This is a genomic window from Microbulbifer maximicatervae (SeqCode), assembly GCF_052466985.1.
The window spans coordinates 1,738,753-1,754,128 of the sequence record NZ_CP174298.1; the positions used below are offsets into that span (position 1 = coordinate 1,738,753).

Here is a 15,376-nt window from a genome sequence, read left to right on the forward strand (position 1 = left end):
ACCTTTTATACAGAGCTATTCCACCAAATAGAAGCCCAAAGCTTGTTGGACCTAGTACATAGCCACCCCAAATAGCCCATCCCTCACAATCCGGTGTACCCTCTGGGCAAGTATATATACTCGCTAAAGACCACAAGGCGCCACCCAATAATATTGATGCAGAGACAACAAGAACAAACGCAACAAAATTTCTAATATTCATTTCCGCTTTGACCTGATAGCCACATAACGCTGCAATCAGGATTGGCCGCCAGCTGCATTGCCTGGTTATGCGTGGCGCACCTCCGGTGGGCTATTGGATCTCTGAAGCCAAAGGCTGTACTTTCCACTCTAGTTCTGATTGTGTTTTACCCAAGCCAATTTCCACATTGCCCAACCTAGCTTCGAGATTTTCAATTTTCTTTTTTAGCTCACTAATTTGTTTCTCATTACTCTTTAATTGCGCCTTAAGATCAGCAACATTATGAGAACTATCTTGTGAAGCTTGAACACTTACCACAACACCAATCGCAGCGAAAGCCAAAGCTGTTAGAATTGAAACATTTTTAGACTTCATCATTGAAGCTCCATTTCACCCTAAATTTATAGACGCATAACGCCCAATGCAGCGGTGCGAAGCACCCGCTGCCTTTACTTATTAACTGCCACCCTCAAGGGCAGCCCTATTTTTATCAGTTTGTATGATAGACCCACCGTATATATCTTCGACTTTTTCGTTTTCAAAATTACAATGATGCCAAATCCAAACTCCTTTGTATCCCATAGCTATATGGGTAACCTGCAGATATGTCTTGATTGTATCTTCTATCGCTTTCTTGTCATGGTGGTCTAATGCTTCAGCTTAGCGTAACACTTTATGAAGCGCATCTATCTCATTCGAGCACTCCACCTGCTCAATGACCCTGGTGTGATCTTCAAAATCTATCGTAACAGTATAAAGGTTCATAATTTCTGAGGGAAGTTAACGCTAAGCTAACGAGCAGTGACGTAGCCTCACAATCGCGAAACGCCGCTGCGTTATTGTTCCAGTGTGGCACGCAGCAGCACACGTGTTAAGCGCCTTGTTATACGGCAAGCTAGCTAATACCTCCGAATATGATGCTTAAACAAGCAAAGAAACTTGTAGTAAAACCTATATACCTAATAATGGTGCTAAACTTTTCGTCTTGTAGTTGCCACTTTTGTGTTCTTTGCCTCCCCATGAAAACCAGTAATATACCTATCCCAATGAGTGCTGGAGAAATTAGGATGGTTGCTTTTTTGGCAAATTGATAATGGGACAAACATACAGACTATAAACGCAAGAACAAACCAAACGCTCGCCACTACATTGTTTGTGGTTCTTTTAGACATACAATCTCCAAATCCTTTTACTGTATAACGTCGCGTTCAGCTCTGGACGCTGCGCTTCAACGCCTTGTTAGCTGTTGCCGCGTTTCCGCATATCTTTATTAGCTTTCACTCTACCAATGCTCCAACCCATATCATTATTAATATCATCAACCGCGTCTTGAGCATACATCCTAACCCATTCACTTTCGTCTTTTAGCGCCTTGAGTAAATAAGGCTTAACTATATTTTTTTCTAGCTTTGAATACGTTTTCGCAGTGTAACTGAATCCGCGAATTACACTGGCTCTAACATTCTCATTTAGGTGTTCAATCAACTTACCACAGATCTCTTGAGAAAATCGCCAACTTTCATGACAAAAGCCTAGCTTCAATGGAATTACTAATAACGAATCAACATCGTCATCACGTATGGCTTGCCAAATATCGGTATCTGTAAATTCATTCCTGTGTATGTCTTGATAAATTGATTTATTCATATTACAGCTAACGTTGCCAGCAAGGGCTGCCGAAGCAACACGTAAGCTATCCAGCCTAGCCCCGAATGGGTTGGGCGAGCTTGCCTAGTTTGGTTATGGCTGGCGCGCCCTGGACCGACTACTAGCACTCTGCCAGCCATAGTTTGGCTGGCCGCTGCCCAATATTTACAAGGGAAGAATACCGTACTTTACCCAACCAATTTCTATATTACTGGCACTCCCCGCGAAACTGCCTGAAGAACAATCAGTAAAATTGCTCAATACCGGATGCTACTTAGTGGCACTACGGCTTCAATTACTACGAAAAATAATACGGCCTACCGCCTCAATAATGGGCCGGAACGCGGCGGCGAAGCTGCGGAGTAGAGGTCCAGCCCAGTAGGGGCGCCATTGATTGATTTACTATGTGCTGCCACTGTGTTGCCTAAATTTGTGATTGCAAGACCAGCATGACTCACTTGGCCAATGCCATTGTTTTATGCTGTTGCCTCTGATTATCTGCGGCTTTTTACATTTAGGACAGTTGAAGCGAAAAACATATGTGATGACGAACAACCAGTATGCGATTGCTACCCACCAATGCCAGCCAAAAGGAGGGAAGCCTGTAGCCTCATTGGAGATGAGACCAGATGAGTCGACCACTCGATAGAGTAGGATCAATACCGAGCCAACTATTAATAGGAAAATCAGCTTCTTCTTATAGTGGTTCATGGCTCAATGACACATAATGCCCGCCGCACAGGCGAGCAACTTGTTGCGAGTCCAAAGTGCGAAGCGCGTATTTTTGCCAGCACTTGTTATAACTCCTGAGCCTCATGGATCTCGATGACCTGATAGGACGCTCCAAACTTGTTCCCCACAGGCAGTTCTTTTAGCGACACTTTAACAGAGTGGATGTCATTCTTCATAAGGGCGTGACGATCATAGATGACATTAAACTGTTTCCGAGTCACACACTCATCCACAGACGCAACTACTTCCATTTTGTATAAGTAGAATGTTGCCCAAGGATGGTAGCTCTCTTCATCGTCTTCATAACAAATCTCGGATGACGTGATTTCTGTATCTTTTAGAAGATCAAGATTTCCAATGACGACGAACTCCTCTGCTGAGGCAAAGCTAGTTAAGAGAAGGAAAAGTGCTACTGCCAATATCTTCATTAGAAGTTATAACGTTTTTGTAATGCATTTTGCTTAACCCTACTATTTATTATCTCATTGCACCTTGAGCCTAACCCTGGCCATTTCTTTGTTATTTCCCTAAAGGCCTCTTTCATCTCAGAGACCTCTTCATATGGAAATATTTCATTCATAGCTAAAGCTATTGAGCACTTTTCATATGACTCACCCTCAAGCCACTTTTTTTGAACAATAGATATTTCTTTGCCATTGTCAGCTACACACCAAATAAGGCGATCAAATACTTCCGCCAGCGCTTCTGCAGGAAGGTTCTCTACCCTAAATTCAAAGAGATATTCCATTACACCTTCAATGTTCATATTTACCATATGCTGGTCTTGCCTACAAAAAGTAGACACTCTAACTATGCGTATTTTCGTTCATACTCTGCTGGACTTACATAGCCCAATGCAGAGTGCCTACGAATCCTATTGTAGAAAATTCAAACACCTTAGATCTTGCTTGCTCTTCGCTTTCGAATGCTCTGGCATAGACTATCTCGACTTTTGGCCTACTAAAGAATGATTCCATTGCCGCATTATCACAACAGTTAGCCTAGCGACTCATACTCGGCTTGCACTTACTTTCAGACAAGAGATCCTGGTATTTCTGTGATCGATATTGCACACCCCTGTCAGAGTGAGCTATTAGTCCAGGCTTTATTTATCGTCGCTCTAGAGCCATTTTCAATACTCGATGTATCAAATCATCCGTCACCTGGGAGTCGAATGCCCAACTTCCAATACGTCTAGAGTACAAATCCATCACTCCTATGAGGCACAACCACTGCTCAATAACCCACATATACGTAATGTCACCGGTCCAGCGGCAATTTGGTCGATCCACATCGAGGCAACGCTTAAGTAGGTTGACGGCGACATTGATGCTCCCATCTACGGGCTGACTATATCGAAAGCCTTTGCCATTTCTCGCTTCAATATGCTCTTGTTGCATAAGCTTAACGACGTAGTTTCGTGAGCACGACTCGCCTAATCTTAATTAGGCAGGGTGTCTACTAAACGTACGTAAGTCATATTTCTCATGCCGAGCAACGCTTCGCTAGCCTCTCGTCAACGCGGAACTCTGTTTTTGTTCCTCGACAGATATGATGCTTTCGATCCATACTACGTAATGAGAAATACGAACGCTATTTCCTAGATCACCGTAAAGTGGGCCACGATATGTACGAAGGTCTTTTTCACTAGAGGCCCACGAAGCAAGGCCAGCAAGATACCATTTCTCATTATCCTTAATGAGAACGGGGCTTCCACTATCGCCACCACCCGATACACCCTCGAGTGGAATAGCAGATTTTGGAGAATCGAATTTGTAGGAAATCCAGCGTGTATCTACATTAGAAATGACATTATAAGCTCGGCGTAAAGTTGTTCGATGGGGACTTTGAGGCTCCACTCCATCATAGCCATTACCCGTCGCCCCCTTGCCGATTATTTGGACAGTCTTGCCTTTCTCATCACGACCAAGAAAAAGAGAGACCGGTTCAACATCGGCAATTGGCTCTTTAAGCTTAATAAGCGCAATATCATCGGACAATGCCAAAAACTCCCTCAAATTTGATCCATCACCCGAGGCTAATGCATCTTCAACAAGAGTTGAAGGTGGTTCCTTGTATCCTGGATGTACAATTACTGTCTCCACCTTACGCGATAGGCCGCCAATCATTATCTCCTCAATACAATGCTGCATACAAGCTACATGTGCAGCTGTAGCAACCCAATGAGGGTAAATTAATACACCGTGCCCTTCACCTGGAAAGTCAACAAGCGCTGGAAAGGTAGATGCAGGAATTTGATATTTATTATCTTCAATATCATGACGAATGACTATGGCATTGGCCGCAAAAGATACTGTAAGTATCAGCGAGAAAAAGTATAGTTTTATATTTTTCATATCCTTCATTCCAACATTTACTTCGAAACAACTGTCGATAGGCTGACGTCCTAAATACGAGTAGTGCAAAGCTAGCGGTTTATTCGAGTATTTTTGCAAGCAAAGTGATAAGCTTGTACTTCCTTATGAGATTTATCTTGTATCGTTGTTCTTCCCCAATTCTGATGTTGAAAGTCCTTTTCAGTGACGGATAAATTGAGTCCCACCTTCAGCGGCCACCGAAAGCCTTGTTTATCACATTTCGCTGTCTAGCCTGCTAATAAAAGACCGATAACAAGTATAAATATGATAAGCAACCACTAGGCATAACTCGAAAAGTCATGTGGGCCTCGAGCCCGAATAGCAAGTCGGAGATAGCTTATCTTATGGAACCTCAAGAGATCAATGTCGGTATCGATACCAGCAGTAAACAACTCGATATTTATCTGAGACCTACTGGCCAATTCTTTAGTGTTGCCAATGATAAAAATGACATTAAGGATGCCATTAAACAATTACAACCTCTTAAACCTCAAAGAGTATTAATAGAGTCTACAAGAAGACTCGAATTAGAGTTTGTTTGCGCCGCTGACAAAGCAGGATTACCTGTTGTTGTTTGCAACCCTTCACAGATAAGAAGCTTCGCTAAATCCGCAGGGCGCCTCGCCAAAACTGACAAGCTAGATGCAATGGATATTGCACATTTTGGTGAGGCCATGAAGCCAAGACTATCGGAGCTAAAGCCAGAAAAGCTTAGGGAGATCAGTGACTTACTGGCGGTAAGAAGTCAGTGTTTAGAGATGAGCACAATGCAAAAGAATCGACTTCAGAGGATGCCTAAATCAGTGCACAAACCTATACAGGCCATTCTAAACACCATCAAGAAAGAGTTACAAGGTATCGACAAGCAACTGGATAAACTAGTTAACAGTGTGTCTGAGTGGAGGCAAAGGCGGGACCTATTGTTGAGCGCTAAAGGGATTGGAAATGTATTGGCTTATACATTGATGAGTGAACTTCCCGAGCTAGGAAAATTGAGCCGTAAAGAAATCGCTGCACTTGTCGGTATCGCCCCGATGAACCGTGATAGCGGCAGCATCCAGGGAAAGAGATATATTCGGGGTGGAAGGCATCGTGTACGAACGGTTTTGTTTGTTTCCATCATGTCGACCATACAGCATCATCCCAAACTAAAGCCGATGTACAAGCGATTAGTCGACGCTGGCAAACCTAAAAAGGGCGCTCTGATTGCCTGCATGAGAAAGCAGATTACGATCCTGAATACGATGGTAAAAAATAACACCTACTGGGATGAAAGTATGGCTTAATATGTATTAGTTCAGACCAAATCTGACACATCCTCTTGAAAAAGAGGGGTTTACCGGTTTTGATGAAGGTGCCTAAACCTAAAAGCAAAACCAAGGATAAACCCCATGATCCATACTAATGATCGCATCATCAAACACAAGACCGGATTGCTAAATCTGGCAGAAGAACTCGGCAATATCTCCAAAGCTTGCAAGATGCTGGGTGTGTCGAGAGACACTTTCTATCGCTATAAGGAAGCCGTTTCAAGTGGCGGTGTGGACGCCCTTCTTGAGAAGAACCGGCGTGTGCCCAACCACAAGAACCGTGTTGACACAGTCATTGAAGAGGCAGTGTTAACTTATGCCCTCCAAGAGCCTGCCCATGGGCAGGTTCGAGTTTCCAATGAACTGCGTAAACGCGGTGTATTTGTGTCCCCTAGTGGCGTTCGGAGTATCTGGTTACGGCATGACCTGGCTAACTTCAAATTGCGATTAAAGGCACTTGAGGCCAAGGTCGCTGAGGAGGGACTGATCCTCACAGAGTCACAGGTTCAGGCTTTGGAGAGAAAACGGCATGATGATGAAGCCTGCGGTGAAATTGATACTCAACACCCAGGTTATCTGGGCTCGCAGGATACCTTCTATGTAGGAACCTTTAAGGGCGTCGGACGTGTTTACCAACAAACCTATGTCGATACCTATGCAAAGGTGGCTCATTGCAAGCTGTACACCACCAAAACGCCAATCACTGCGGCGGACCTCCTGAATGACCGTGTACTACCGTTTTATGCCTTACATGATCTACCAGTGCTGCGTATCCTAACTGATCGCGGTACGGAGTATTGTGGCAAATTGGAACAGCACGACTACCAGTTATATCTAAGTGTGAACGAAATAGAACACACTAAGACAAAAGCCAGACATCCACAAACTAATGGAATCTGTGAGCGCTTCCATAAGACCATTTTACAAGAGTTCTACCAACCCTCATTACGCCGCAAGATCTATGGATCAATAGAAGAGTTACAAACGGATCTGGACGAGTGGCTCACATATTACAATAATGAGAGAACTCATCAGGGTAAGAAGTGTTGCGGTCGAACACCGTTAGCAACTCTTGAAGATGGAAAAAGCATCTGGAAGGAAAAGCTCGTAAACTGAATTTGACCTGACAGAGCATCTCCTGAGAAACCGGTAACTGTCAGATCAAGTCTGAACTACTACACTTAATAACTTGACGAACAACCATAGTCACTTGTTATGTTTAAGAATCTTGCACATTACAATTGCCCGTTTTTGGCCGAGATTTTTGACGTTTTTCCTTCATTGTAGCCAGCTTAGAATCAATAGCTTCTTGCTGTTTCTCTGCTAGGCGTTTTTGTATTTCATCTAGCCTGTCGTTACGCGCCTTACTAGTTTTTACTGACTGAATGATTACAGCCACAAGTGGCACACCGAAAACTAACAATACAATCCAGAAGAGCATCCTTATCTCCTATTGGGTGAAAACATAACGTTGCCAGTAAGGACAGCCGAAGCGGAGCGTAGGAAGCCTCGAAGCCTCCCCCCTTAAAGTAGACGCCACCTTATATTCATCTTATGCGGCCATTCTTTCATATTCATCTGGGCTTTTGAACCCAAGTGAACCATGTCTTCTTTTAAAGTTATAGTACCTATCAAGATACCAAGCTAAGTTAGCTCTTAGTTCCTCAACGGATTCAAAATTAAATCCTTTGAAACTCTCAGTTTTCAGTGTTTGAAAAAATGATTCTACATACACATTATCATTCATAAATCCTGGACGGTTCATGCTCGGCTCAATACCCAGTTCTTTGAGTCGACTTTGGTATGCATAAGCACCGTACTCAGAACCTCGGTCACTGTGAAATATTAGATCTGATTCTATATTTCTGCGACGAACAGCTTTATTTAGCGCTGACAGTGTTAGCTCAACAGTTCGAGTATCCGACAACTCCCAACCCAACACTTTCCGGGAGTAAAGATCAATAATCACAGCTAAATATTGCCATTGTCCATTGATCTTCAGATAGGTTACATCACCAGCCCATTGAGAGTCTGGTTTACTCGGCATACCATGCTCTCTTTGTAGGTTTTCAACCTTAATATAAGGATTTCCAGGCAAAGGGCGTCGACGATAGATCCTTCCAGCTTTCCCCACGATTCCAGCCTCTCTCATAAGGCGTTCAACGCGTTTGTGATTTATTCGTTCACCATTAGCTTTCAGCTCTGCGCTAATTCTTGGACTTCCATAATTACCATCATGCTGTGTATAGATAGCTTCGATACACCCTAGAATTCGCCTATTCTCTATGTCACGAGTGCTCTCATCTCGATTGAGCCACTTATAAAACCCTTGGGGTGAAACATTCAAGTATCTACATAAGTACCTGACACCAAAGTCTGATCGATTAAGAGCTATGAACGAGAATCTTTCAGCTTTGGATCTTTCAGGTACATTTCCCACTTTTTTAGGAAATCACTCTCCTTTTGCAATTTCTCGACCTGCTTTTTTAGACGTCTTATCTCTTTATCATCGGTTTGAGACCGATTTTTCGTTGTTTTTGTCATACTTATTCTACGACTGGGCTTCTCGACCAGCTTGCCTTCTCTACTTTCCTGTCGCCATCTATACACCATTACTGGATGCAAACCAATAATGTTGGCGATAGTAGTCGTATCTACTTTCAGTTGATTAGTGAGAGCTACCACTCTAACTTTGAATTCTGTTGAATATTCAACAACTCGCTCTTCACTCAGTATTTTCGGCATTTTTTCCTACCCTATTCAAAAGGTAGGCGTCTACTCAACGCCCACAGCAGGGGCAGCTTACTTTGTGCGCGTTTTGCGCGAAAATGGGAGCGTAGCGACCCGCGCAAAATGTGCACAAAGTAAGCTGTCCCGCGGAGGGCCGGAGCTCTACTGCCTGTGTTTGTTATGGTGGCGAGAGTTCATTGTTTCTAGACTCTCTCCTCTCGACAAGTAGATACTTTGTTTTGGATAAACTGAAGATCGTTAAATCCTTCAGGAATCTTCCGCCTCTTCCGGCTGCCACCATCTGGTAAAGTCCTCAAAAGCAGAATCATCACATGCTGTTTGGCAGCGTCCCAGGATGTAAATATCTTCCCACCAATTGAGACTCCATTTTGGAAAATTTCATTGGTACATTGATCTAAGATCGACTTTAACTCCGGATCTGAATCCGGAGCAGTTGGATTACCATCCGGTGTTAGATAAAAAGGTTCGGAGCCTTCATGATTTTGCAAAGAGTGCTTGTCGCTGCTTGCACAAGAAGCCAAAAAGCACGTACAAAAAATTACTATGGAATTTTTGATCATTCTACTTCCATGAACCATAACGAGACTGTAGAAAAACAGTTTTAGAAAAAGCTGTCACTCCTCAGGCTCCTCTAATTTAAATTTCGAGCTAAATTTAGCTATACCACCAAATTTCTTTCATTGTATTAAATTTAGGCGTCTTGACGCCCTTAATTCATCCTCAATCAGTGAATACTGCCACATCTCATCAACTTTTCAATGTTATGTACCAAGCAGAACATCTGCCATTGTCCCTGAACCTTACTTTTTCCTCGTAGCGAGAAGCGATTTAATCGCTTGTTGGTACCAATGTTCCCAAACACAGGCTCAACAACAGACATTCGATGCCCATAAATGGTCTTGCCTTCGATACTATCAACCCGCTTTTTCATCCAGTCAGTGGCTGTCCGTCCGTTTGTCCAAGTTAGGGATACTTGCCTTCCATGTCCTTTTCGAGAGTCAGCAGAATCTGGGTTTCGCATGCACTGTTTTTTAAGGCTGCATTTCCTGCAGTCAGTGAGGCGCCCTTCGAACAATAGTTTTTTCTTACCTTCACTGACATGCTCTTCTTTTAACAAAAGCATGGATTTTCCTGCAGGACAAATACAGGTTTTCTTTTTCTTGTTGAATGTAAATTCACTAGCTGGGGTAGTCTTCTGGACATTAGCCCTACCTTTTTGATTGCGCTTGCCATACTTGGTTTTTTGCGTTGTAAAAGCTTTATCTCGTGAACGGAATTTATTATCAGGTATGTAGGCATTGATGCCGTTCTCTCGCAGGTAGTTGTAGTTAGCGTCGTTGGAGAATCCAGTATCAGCAGTAATGATGACCTGTTTGGCCAAGATGTCTTCATCTATTCCTATATTCTGATAATGGCAACTGATGCCATCAAGAATAGGTTTCAATGTATGATGCTCCTGGCCCTCTCCAAAGGCCTGGGCCTCAACAACTATCTGATGCTTCCTATCAACTGCGGCAACACCGTTATAGCCCTGAATGGTTCCCTTGCTGGTAGTCATCTTAGCTGATTCATTGTCCGTGATATTACTTTTCACTTCTTTAGGTTTTTTACCTTGCCCCATCCTGGGGGAGTGATTTTTTAAGAACTGATCAATTTTATCAAAGTGTTTCTGCAGCGTATCCGCCGCTTTAGCTACCGCTTGCTTTCGCTCTTTTTCTTTAGGTTTCCTGCCATCCAGCCTCTTGTGCTCTTTGAGGCAATCTTTGATCTTCTTGCGAATTTTTTCCTGCTTCTGTTCTAGCTCTCTAAAAGTCCCCGAATGTTCTTTGCTGGCATTGGATGGCATCTTGCATCCATCTATTGCGAAAAGTTCGTTGCCAAGCAGCCCCTGCTGATCGCAGACCAGTAACACTTGCTCAAACACCGACTCAATCGCATCAGGATAACTGCTTACGAAACTTGCAATACTAGTAAAATGCGGAACGGTATCGCATGACAGTGCTTTGAAGAGGATATTATTCTCACATTGCCATTGAATTTCACGGCTTGAGGTAATGCCTTTTGAGTAAGCAAACAATGTGATTTTCAGGAGGATAGCTGGATCATAAGCGGTTCGCCCGCCGCTATCATTTTGATATTTTTTATGGAAGACAGAGAGGTCGATATGGTCATCAATCAAATGATGAAGTGTAAACTCAAAGGTTTCAGGTTGTAGTTGTTCTTCGAAATTGATGACGACCATTGCATCTTGGTTGTAATCGTAACGTTTGAAATTGGGCATATGGATAATCTCGACATCAAGACCTCCATTTTAACAAAAAAGCTACTTTTTAAGAGTTTTTCTACAGCCTGAACGCCCACAGCAGGGGCGACCGAAGCGAAGCGTAGGGCGTCCCGCGCAGGCCCGATGGGCCGGAGCATTCTGCCTGTGTTTGTTAAGTGAGCGGGCTTGCATCCTATTGAGACCCCAACCACATGATAAACACAGCAAAAATAATCACTAAAGACTGCAGTACGGCACCCACCTTGACTGAAACACGCAGAGCAACGCCAGGAATCAATAAGCTTAGGGACCCTAGCAATGATACTGAGGCGATGATCCTACCAATACTATGCGGCTCTTGGTGGATTGGCTCCAGAGCAGTATTTAGGAACAGCCACATGGAAATCAGCGCAAGTATAAAGCCAAGGCCAATTTCGACGTTCGATATATGCTTTAAAGCCTTTGAACTTTGCATCACAAGCTCACATAACATTTATATAGTAATCATTCTGACCACTATTATATTGACTACTATCTCATAATCAATCTGCCGCCACCACTACAGTTTTCCATTAAAAATCAGTTAGTTACACTAAAATGGCACGATCAAACAAACTACAAAAACGATCACTATGACTACTATCTCAATTTCACCCGACTCACGTAACCCCATAATTTATACGTGTTTTTCACAGTTTTTCAGCCGAACCCAGAAATAACACTCACCATGATCATATTTCACTAAGCTGGCACTTACCAACTGGCGTAAATTATAATCTGACCAACATTCAAATGAGCTTAACCGTGAGCAAGCTCCTGAAAATTAATATTTAGAAAGAGGGGGCAACTTGAGGGTAGGCATGTCTGGATGGCTTAAGTAGATTTTAAAGGCTAAGAAACTACCTCTACACAGTAATCTGCTAGACCTCCAACCTATCTTACTGCCAAAACCCTATTTTTGAATATTAATACGCTCTATCACTTCCAATACCGAATCAAAACCCTTTGTATGAAACGCATTCATACCCACCTTATTCGCCACCTCTACGTTTCTAGGGATATCATCCATATAGACAACACTACTGGCTTCAACTTCTAGCTGCTCAAGCGCGTGCTTGAAAAATGCTTCATCGGGCTTTGCCATACCTATAAGGTGGGAAGCGAATATTGGGCCCAAATAGTTATGTGCATTAAATTCATGAGTGATGCGTGGCCAGTGAAGTTCATTGGTATTTGTCAATGCGGCCACTCTGTAATTTTTCTCTAGAGAACTGAGTAATTCAATTGCTCCTGGATAGAATCCCGTAGGCCAGTTTGTGAAATGATCGATTATCGTCTCTATCGATTCCTCTATTTCCAATTGAGACTTTAAAGCGTTTGCAAATTCTTCTGTGGTGATTTCTCCTCTCTCAAACTGCCTTACCGGACCGGAGATAATAACATCAGTCACAGGCGCTTTACCGGTTGGTAATGGACGGCCTTTTAGCTCTATTAGTACGCCGCCGAGATCAAACAGTAATACATCAACTTTCAAAACCCATAACCCTCATATTTTCAACGGTCAGAAACGCGCTGCTCACTCCTCACCATCAGATACACCTCGGTGAGACCAAGGCTAGTGCTATCAAATTAGCCAATATCATTCTTATCGTCCTACTTTCTTCCTCTCTATGATCTAAGATCCCAAGTACAATCAGAAGCTAGTAAGCAAACTATGACGACTTCCCTTCATGAGCTTGTGGAGATGGTGCTCGCAAGAAAGATTAGCGCAGTATCACTGATTGAAGAAGCTTGTGACAATGCAGTTGCTCATTCCGAACTCAATGCTTTTATCTGCCTCGATCGGCATGGCGCCCTTCAAAAAGCCAAATGCATTGACAGGGAATTGGCCTCCGTTAGCCACCGTAGACCCCTTGCCGGTATCCCCATCGTTGTTAAAGACAACATCAATGTAAAGGGTATGCATACCACTGCTGGGACCCTTGGCATGAACTTTCTGCCGAAGTCCTCTGCCCCAGTAGTTGAGCGACTCGAGGGATGTGGGGCCATAGTGGTTGGGAAGACCAATCTACATGAACTCGCCTTTGGCGTAACCTCCAATAACGCTGCATTTGGTGCCGTAAGGAATCCGTGGGACATCGCTTGCTTCCCCGGCGGTTCATCGGGGGGCACCGCTGTTGCTGTAGCCGCGGGGATTGTACCCGCTGGCCTCGGCACCGATACCGCCGGCTCCGTCAGATTACCGGCGGCGTTAACTGGTATTGTTGGCTTTCGCCCTTCAACTGGCAGCCTTAGCAGCCAGGGAGTCGTACCCTCTGTGCCAGCATTTGACACTATCGGCCCTATGGCTGTTAGTGTCGAAGATACCATCTATCTGTTTGAAGTGATGACAGGGGGCTCCGTACCCCAATGCAAGCCAATCAATCAGTTGCGCTTGGGGCTTGCCCACCCTCTATTTGACAACCTCTCACCTGGAGTAAACCAGTCTTTCAGGACTCTAATAAGCACCCTTATTGATGCCGGAGTAGACCTGGTAGAAGTAGACCTTTCGCCAATAGTCAGCGCCGCGCTCGAAATCGGATTTCCCATCGGGTTTCATCAGATGCGGACAGCCATGGGGCATTTTCTGGCGAATTATCAACCACAAACTCAACTAGAGGGTTTGGTAGCAATGATCAAAAGTGAGGATGTGAAAGAGGTCTATCAGGAATCAGTGCTCGGCCCTAAGGCACCGCCAGACTCAGCTTATCAAGCGGCCTTAAAGAAATTGCCTGCTGTGCACGAGAGCTATTCGAAGATCATCCAGCAGCATCAACTGGACGCGATCGTATTTCCAACTGCACCTATCGAAGCGCAACCCCTGGAAACATCCTCATATCAACTGGAGCTAAATAGACAGACACTCCCCACCCTGGACACACTGATATACAACAATGTCTCCGCACCAGTTACCGGTGCCCCAAGCATCAGCATCCCCATCGGTCCTGGTACCAATGGATTACCGGTGGGCCTGGAGATAGATGGGTTACCTGGAGCGGATTTGGCACTACTTGCCGTAGCTAGACAGATCGAACAGGTAATAACACTCCAAAAGTAAGAGGAACTATCCCCCCTCTTCCCCTCGGGGAATTGTCTTCCATATAGCGGTATTACTTGATGAGTAAATTGCTTTACCGTCAGTTGCTACGCTATATACACCGCCGGGAACAGGGTAAAGATTAACCAGGGAGCCGTTCTCTCGATAGTGTCGCAGTCCGTCACCTGCCGCCACCCACAGATCATTTTTGGGGCCAGTAACAATAAAACCATCAGGAATCCCTACTGGTACCGACAACACCCATTGCTTCTCTTCCAATTTTTCCGGGGATGGCAAAGCGCTTACATAAATGTCTTTTGTTTTTTTGGGGTTGTAAGGATTCTTTCCATCGATAGCTGCAGTATCACCAATATAGATTTGGTTGCCTATTGGGGAGATTGCCAACCCATGAGGCATCATGTACTCCGCTGACAAGCGAATTAACTTTTTTGTTGAAGGATCAAAAGCATAGACAGCTGGCGTTAACATTGGCTCAGGCTTGAAGCCTTGGTTGTAGCCATAATCTGGATCGGTGAAGTAGATCCAGCCAGAGGGTGACTGTACAACTTTATTGGGTGAATTAAATGGCTTACCTTTATAGGCATCTACTAGCACTTCTCGTTGCCCGCCTGAAAGGCTTCTGCGGCTGATAGCGCCCGGGGTTGCTCCTTTCCCCTGCTCTGCAACCAGTAAATGTTCACCGTCATTGCTAAGCCACATGCTGTTTGCCATATTGCTTCGGTGTTTCCAGGTTACAACTTCGCCAGTAATAAAGTCGTAGTAACGGATCGCTATCTGTGGATTCTCAATCTCTAAATCTGGAACACTGGTGAAGTAGAGACGTTTCTGGGAGGGTACATAAACAAGCCCTTCATGTGCATCCGTTTCCACCAAGATCGAATGGGTAGCCTGCATCGGGGAATTCCCCAGTAGATAATTGTTGTAAGTAATAGCCAAGAAAAGGACTGAGCTGAAAAGCAAAGAAAAGAAGGCACTGGGGGATTTAGTAGTCATATCGCCCCTAATTAGACTTTATCT

The 15,376-nt window shown here is 44.1% G+C and carries 16 protein-coding genes; 3 read left to right on the forward strand and 13 right to left on the reverse strand.

Annotated features, from left to right (window positions below; genetic code table 11):
• Positions 1–292: 292 nt before the first annotated feature.
• The 6 genes from ACJJI3_RS07480 to ACJJI3_RS07510 form a co-directional block, all read right to left on the reverse strand.
• Positions 293–559 (reverse strand): hypothetical protein, encoded by a 267-nt coding sequence (locus ACJJI3_RS07480; protein WP_444942017.1) that lies wholly within the window; start codon positions 557–559, stop codon positions 293–295.
• An 861-nt stretch (positions 560–1,420) separates the two neighbouring features.
• The gene (locus tag ACJJI3_RS07485) at positions 1,421–1,828 is read right to left on the reverse strand and encodes a hypothetical protein (protein ID WP_444942018.1); all 408 of its coding nucleotides are present in this window, start codon (positions 1,826–1,828) and stop codon (positions 1,421–1,423) included.
• A gap of 797 nt (positions 1,829–2,625) precedes the next feature.
• Positions 2,626–2,988, reverse strand: coding sequence for a YtfJ family protein (locus tag ACJJI3_RS07490; RefSeq protein WP_444942019.1), 363 nt, complete (start codon positions 2,986–2,988; stop codon positions 2,626–2,628).
• Positions 2,988–3,335, reverse strand: a complete 348-nt coding sequence (locus ACJJI3_RS07495; protein WP_444942020.1) for a hypothetical protein — start codon at positions 3,333–3,335, stop codon at positions 2,988–2,990. The genes ACJJI3_RS07490 and ACJJI3_RS07495 overlap by 1 nt, the downstream gene beginning before the upstream one ends.
• A gap of 334 nt (positions 3,336–3,669) precedes the next feature.
• Positions 3,670–3,960: a DDE-type integrase/transposase/recombinase gene (locus ACJJI3_RS07505; protein ID WP_444942021.1), complete on the reverse strand. Its 291-nt coding sequence runs from the start codon at positions 3,958–3,960 to the stop codon at positions 3,670–3,672.
• 105 nt (positions 3,961–4,065) lie between these two features.
• Positions 4,066–4,917 (reverse strand): trypsin-like serine protease, encoded by an 852-nt coding sequence (locus ACJJI3_RS07510; RefSeq protein WP_444942022.1) that lies wholly within the window; start codon positions 4,915–4,917, stop codon positions 4,066–4,068.
• A 365-nt stretch (positions 4,918–5,282) separates the two neighbouring features.
• On the opposite strand from ACJJI3_RS07510, the gene ACJJI3_RS07515 reads away from it, so the two are divergent.
• Both ACJJI3_RS07515 and ACJJI3_RS07520 read left to right on the forward strand, forming a co-directional pair.
• Positions 5,283–6,224, forward strand: coding sequence for an IS110 family RNA-guided transposase (locus ACJJI3_RS07515; RefSeq protein ID WP_444942023.1), 942 nt, complete (start codon positions 5,283–5,285; stop codon positions 6,222–6,224).
• 105 nt (positions 6,225–6,329) lie between these two features.
• On the forward strand, positions 6,330–7,364 hold the full coding sequence (locus tag ACJJI3_RS07520) for an IS481 family transposase (protein ID WP_444905427.1): 1,035 nt from the start codon (positions 6,330–6,332) through the stop codon (positions 7,362–7,364).
• A 103-nt stretch (positions 7,365–7,467) separates the two neighbouring features.
• Here ACJJI3_RS07520 and ACJJI3_RS07525 read toward each other — a convergent pair whose 3' ends face one another.
• From ACJJI3_RS07525 to ACJJI3_RS07550, 6 genes are all read right to left on the reverse strand, one after another.
• A complete protein-coding gene (locus tag ACJJI3_RS07525; RefSeq protein ID WP_444942024.1) occupies positions 7,468–7,689 on the reverse strand; it encodes a hypothetical protein in 222 nt (73 codons plus the stop codon).
• A 111-nt stretch (positions 7,690–7,800) separates the two neighbouring features.
• Entirely contained in the window at positions 7,801–8,688 is an 888-nt protein-coding gene (locus ACJJI3_RS07530) for an IS3 family transposase (RefSeq protein ID WP_413662311.1), read from the reverse strand.
• Complete coding sequence (locus ACJJI3_RS07535) at positions 8,640–8,993, reverse strand: transposase (RefSeq protein WP_444942025.1); 354 nt, start codon at positions 8,991–8,993, stop codon at positions 8,640–8,642. The genes ACJJI3_RS07530 and ACJJI3_RS07535 overlap by 49 nt, the downstream gene beginning before the upstream one ends.
• Before the next feature lie 188 nt (positions 8,994–9,181).
• The gene (locus ACJJI3_RS07540; RefSeq protein WP_444933901.1) at positions 9,182–9,559 is read right to left on the reverse strand and encodes a hypothetical protein; all 378 of its coding nucleotides are present in this window, start codon (positions 9,557–9,559) and stop codon (positions 9,182–9,184) included.
• Positions 9,560–9,723: 164 nt separating this feature from the next.
• The gene (locus ACJJI3_RS07545) at positions 9,724–11,280 is read right to left on the reverse strand and encodes a transposase (protein ID WP_444941518.1); all 1,557 of its coding nucleotides are present in this window, start codon (positions 11,278–11,280) and stop codon (positions 9,724–9,726) included.
• 934 nt (positions 11,281–12,214) lie between these two features.
• Complete coding sequence (locus ACJJI3_RS07550; RefSeq protein WP_444942026.1) at positions 12,215–12,796, reverse strand: HAD family hydrolase; 582 nt, start codon at positions 12,794–12,796, stop codon at positions 12,215–12,217.
• 180 nt (positions 12,797–12,976) lie between these two features.
• On the opposite strand from ACJJI3_RS07550, the gene ACJJI3_RS07555 reads away from it, so the two are divergent.
• Positions 12,977–14,359, forward strand: a complete 1,383-nt coding sequence (locus ACJJI3_RS07555; protein WP_444942027.1) for an amidase family protein — start codon at positions 12,977–12,979, stop codon at positions 14,357–14,359.
• A gap of 6 nt (positions 14,360–14,365) precedes the next feature.
• On the opposite strand, the gene ACJJI3_RS07560 is transcribed toward ACJJI3_RS07555, so the two are convergent.
• A complete protein-coding gene (locus ACJJI3_RS07560; RefSeq protein WP_444942028.1) occupies positions 14,366–15,352 on the reverse strand; it encodes an SMP-30/gluconolactonase/LRE family protein in 987 nt (328 codons plus the stop codon).
• Positions 15,353–15,376 lie beyond the last annotated feature (24 nt).

Excerpts from the sequence above, each read along its gene's own strand:
- ACJJI3_RS07480 (WP_444942017.1), bottom strand. The coding sequence starts at position 559 with ATGATGAAGTCTAAAAATGTTTCAATTCTAACAGCTTTGGCTTTCGCT.
- ACJJI3_RS07485 (WP_444942018.1), bottom strand. The coding sequence starts at position 1,828 with ATGAATAAATCAATTTATCAAGACATACACAGGAATGAATTTACAGAT.
- ACJJI3_RS07490 (WP_444942019.1), bottom strand. The coding sequence starts at position 2,988 with ATGAAGATATTGGCAGTAGCACTTTTCCTTCTCTTAACTAGCTTTGCC.
- ACJJI3_RS07495 (WP_444942020.1), bottom strand. The coding sequence starts at position 3,335 with ATGGTAAATATGAACATTGAAGGTGTAATGGAATATCTCTTTGAATTT.
- ACJJI3_RS07505 (WP_444942021.1), bottom strand. The coding sequence starts at position 3,960 with ATGCAACAAGAGCATATTGAAGCGAGAAATGGCAAAGGCTTTCGATAT.
- ACJJI3_RS07510 (WP_444942022.1), bottom strand. The coding sequence starts at position 4,917 with ATGAAAAATATAAAACTATACTTTTTCTCGCTGATACTTACAGTATCT.
- ACJJI3_RS07515 (WP_444942023.1), top strand. The coding sequence starts at position 5,283 with ATGGAACCTCAAGAGATCAATGTCGGTATCGATACCAGCAGTAAACAA.
- ACJJI3_RS07520 (WP_444905427.1), top strand. The coding sequence starts at position 6,330 with ATGATCCATACTAATGATCGCATCATCAAACACAAGACCGGATTGCTA.
- ACJJI3_RS07525 (WP_444942024.1), bottom strand. The coding sequence starts at position 7,689 with ATGCTCTTCTGGATTGTATTGTTAGTTTTCGGTGTGCCACTTGTGGCT.
- ACJJI3_RS07535 (WP_444942025.1), bottom strand. The coding sequence starts at position 8,993 with ATGCCGAAAATACTGAGTGAAGAGCGAGTTGTTGAATATTCAACAGAA.
- ACJJI3_RS07540 (WP_444933901.1), bottom strand. The coding sequence starts at position 9,559 with ATGATCAAAAATTCCATAGTAATTTTTTGTACGTGCTTTTTGGCTTCT.
- ACJJI3_RS07545 (WP_444941518.1), bottom strand. The coding sequence starts at position 11,280 with ATGCCCAATTTCAAACGTTACGATTACAACCAAGATGCAATGGTCGTC.
- ACJJI3_RS07555 (WP_444942027.1), top strand. The coding sequence starts at position 12,977 with ATGACGACTTCCCTTCATGAGCTTGTGGAGATGGTGCTCGCAAGAAAG.
- ACJJI3_RS07560 (WP_444942028.1), bottom strand. The coding sequence starts at position 15,352 with ATGACTACTAAATCCCCCAGTGCCTTCTTTTCTTTGCTTTTCAGCTCA.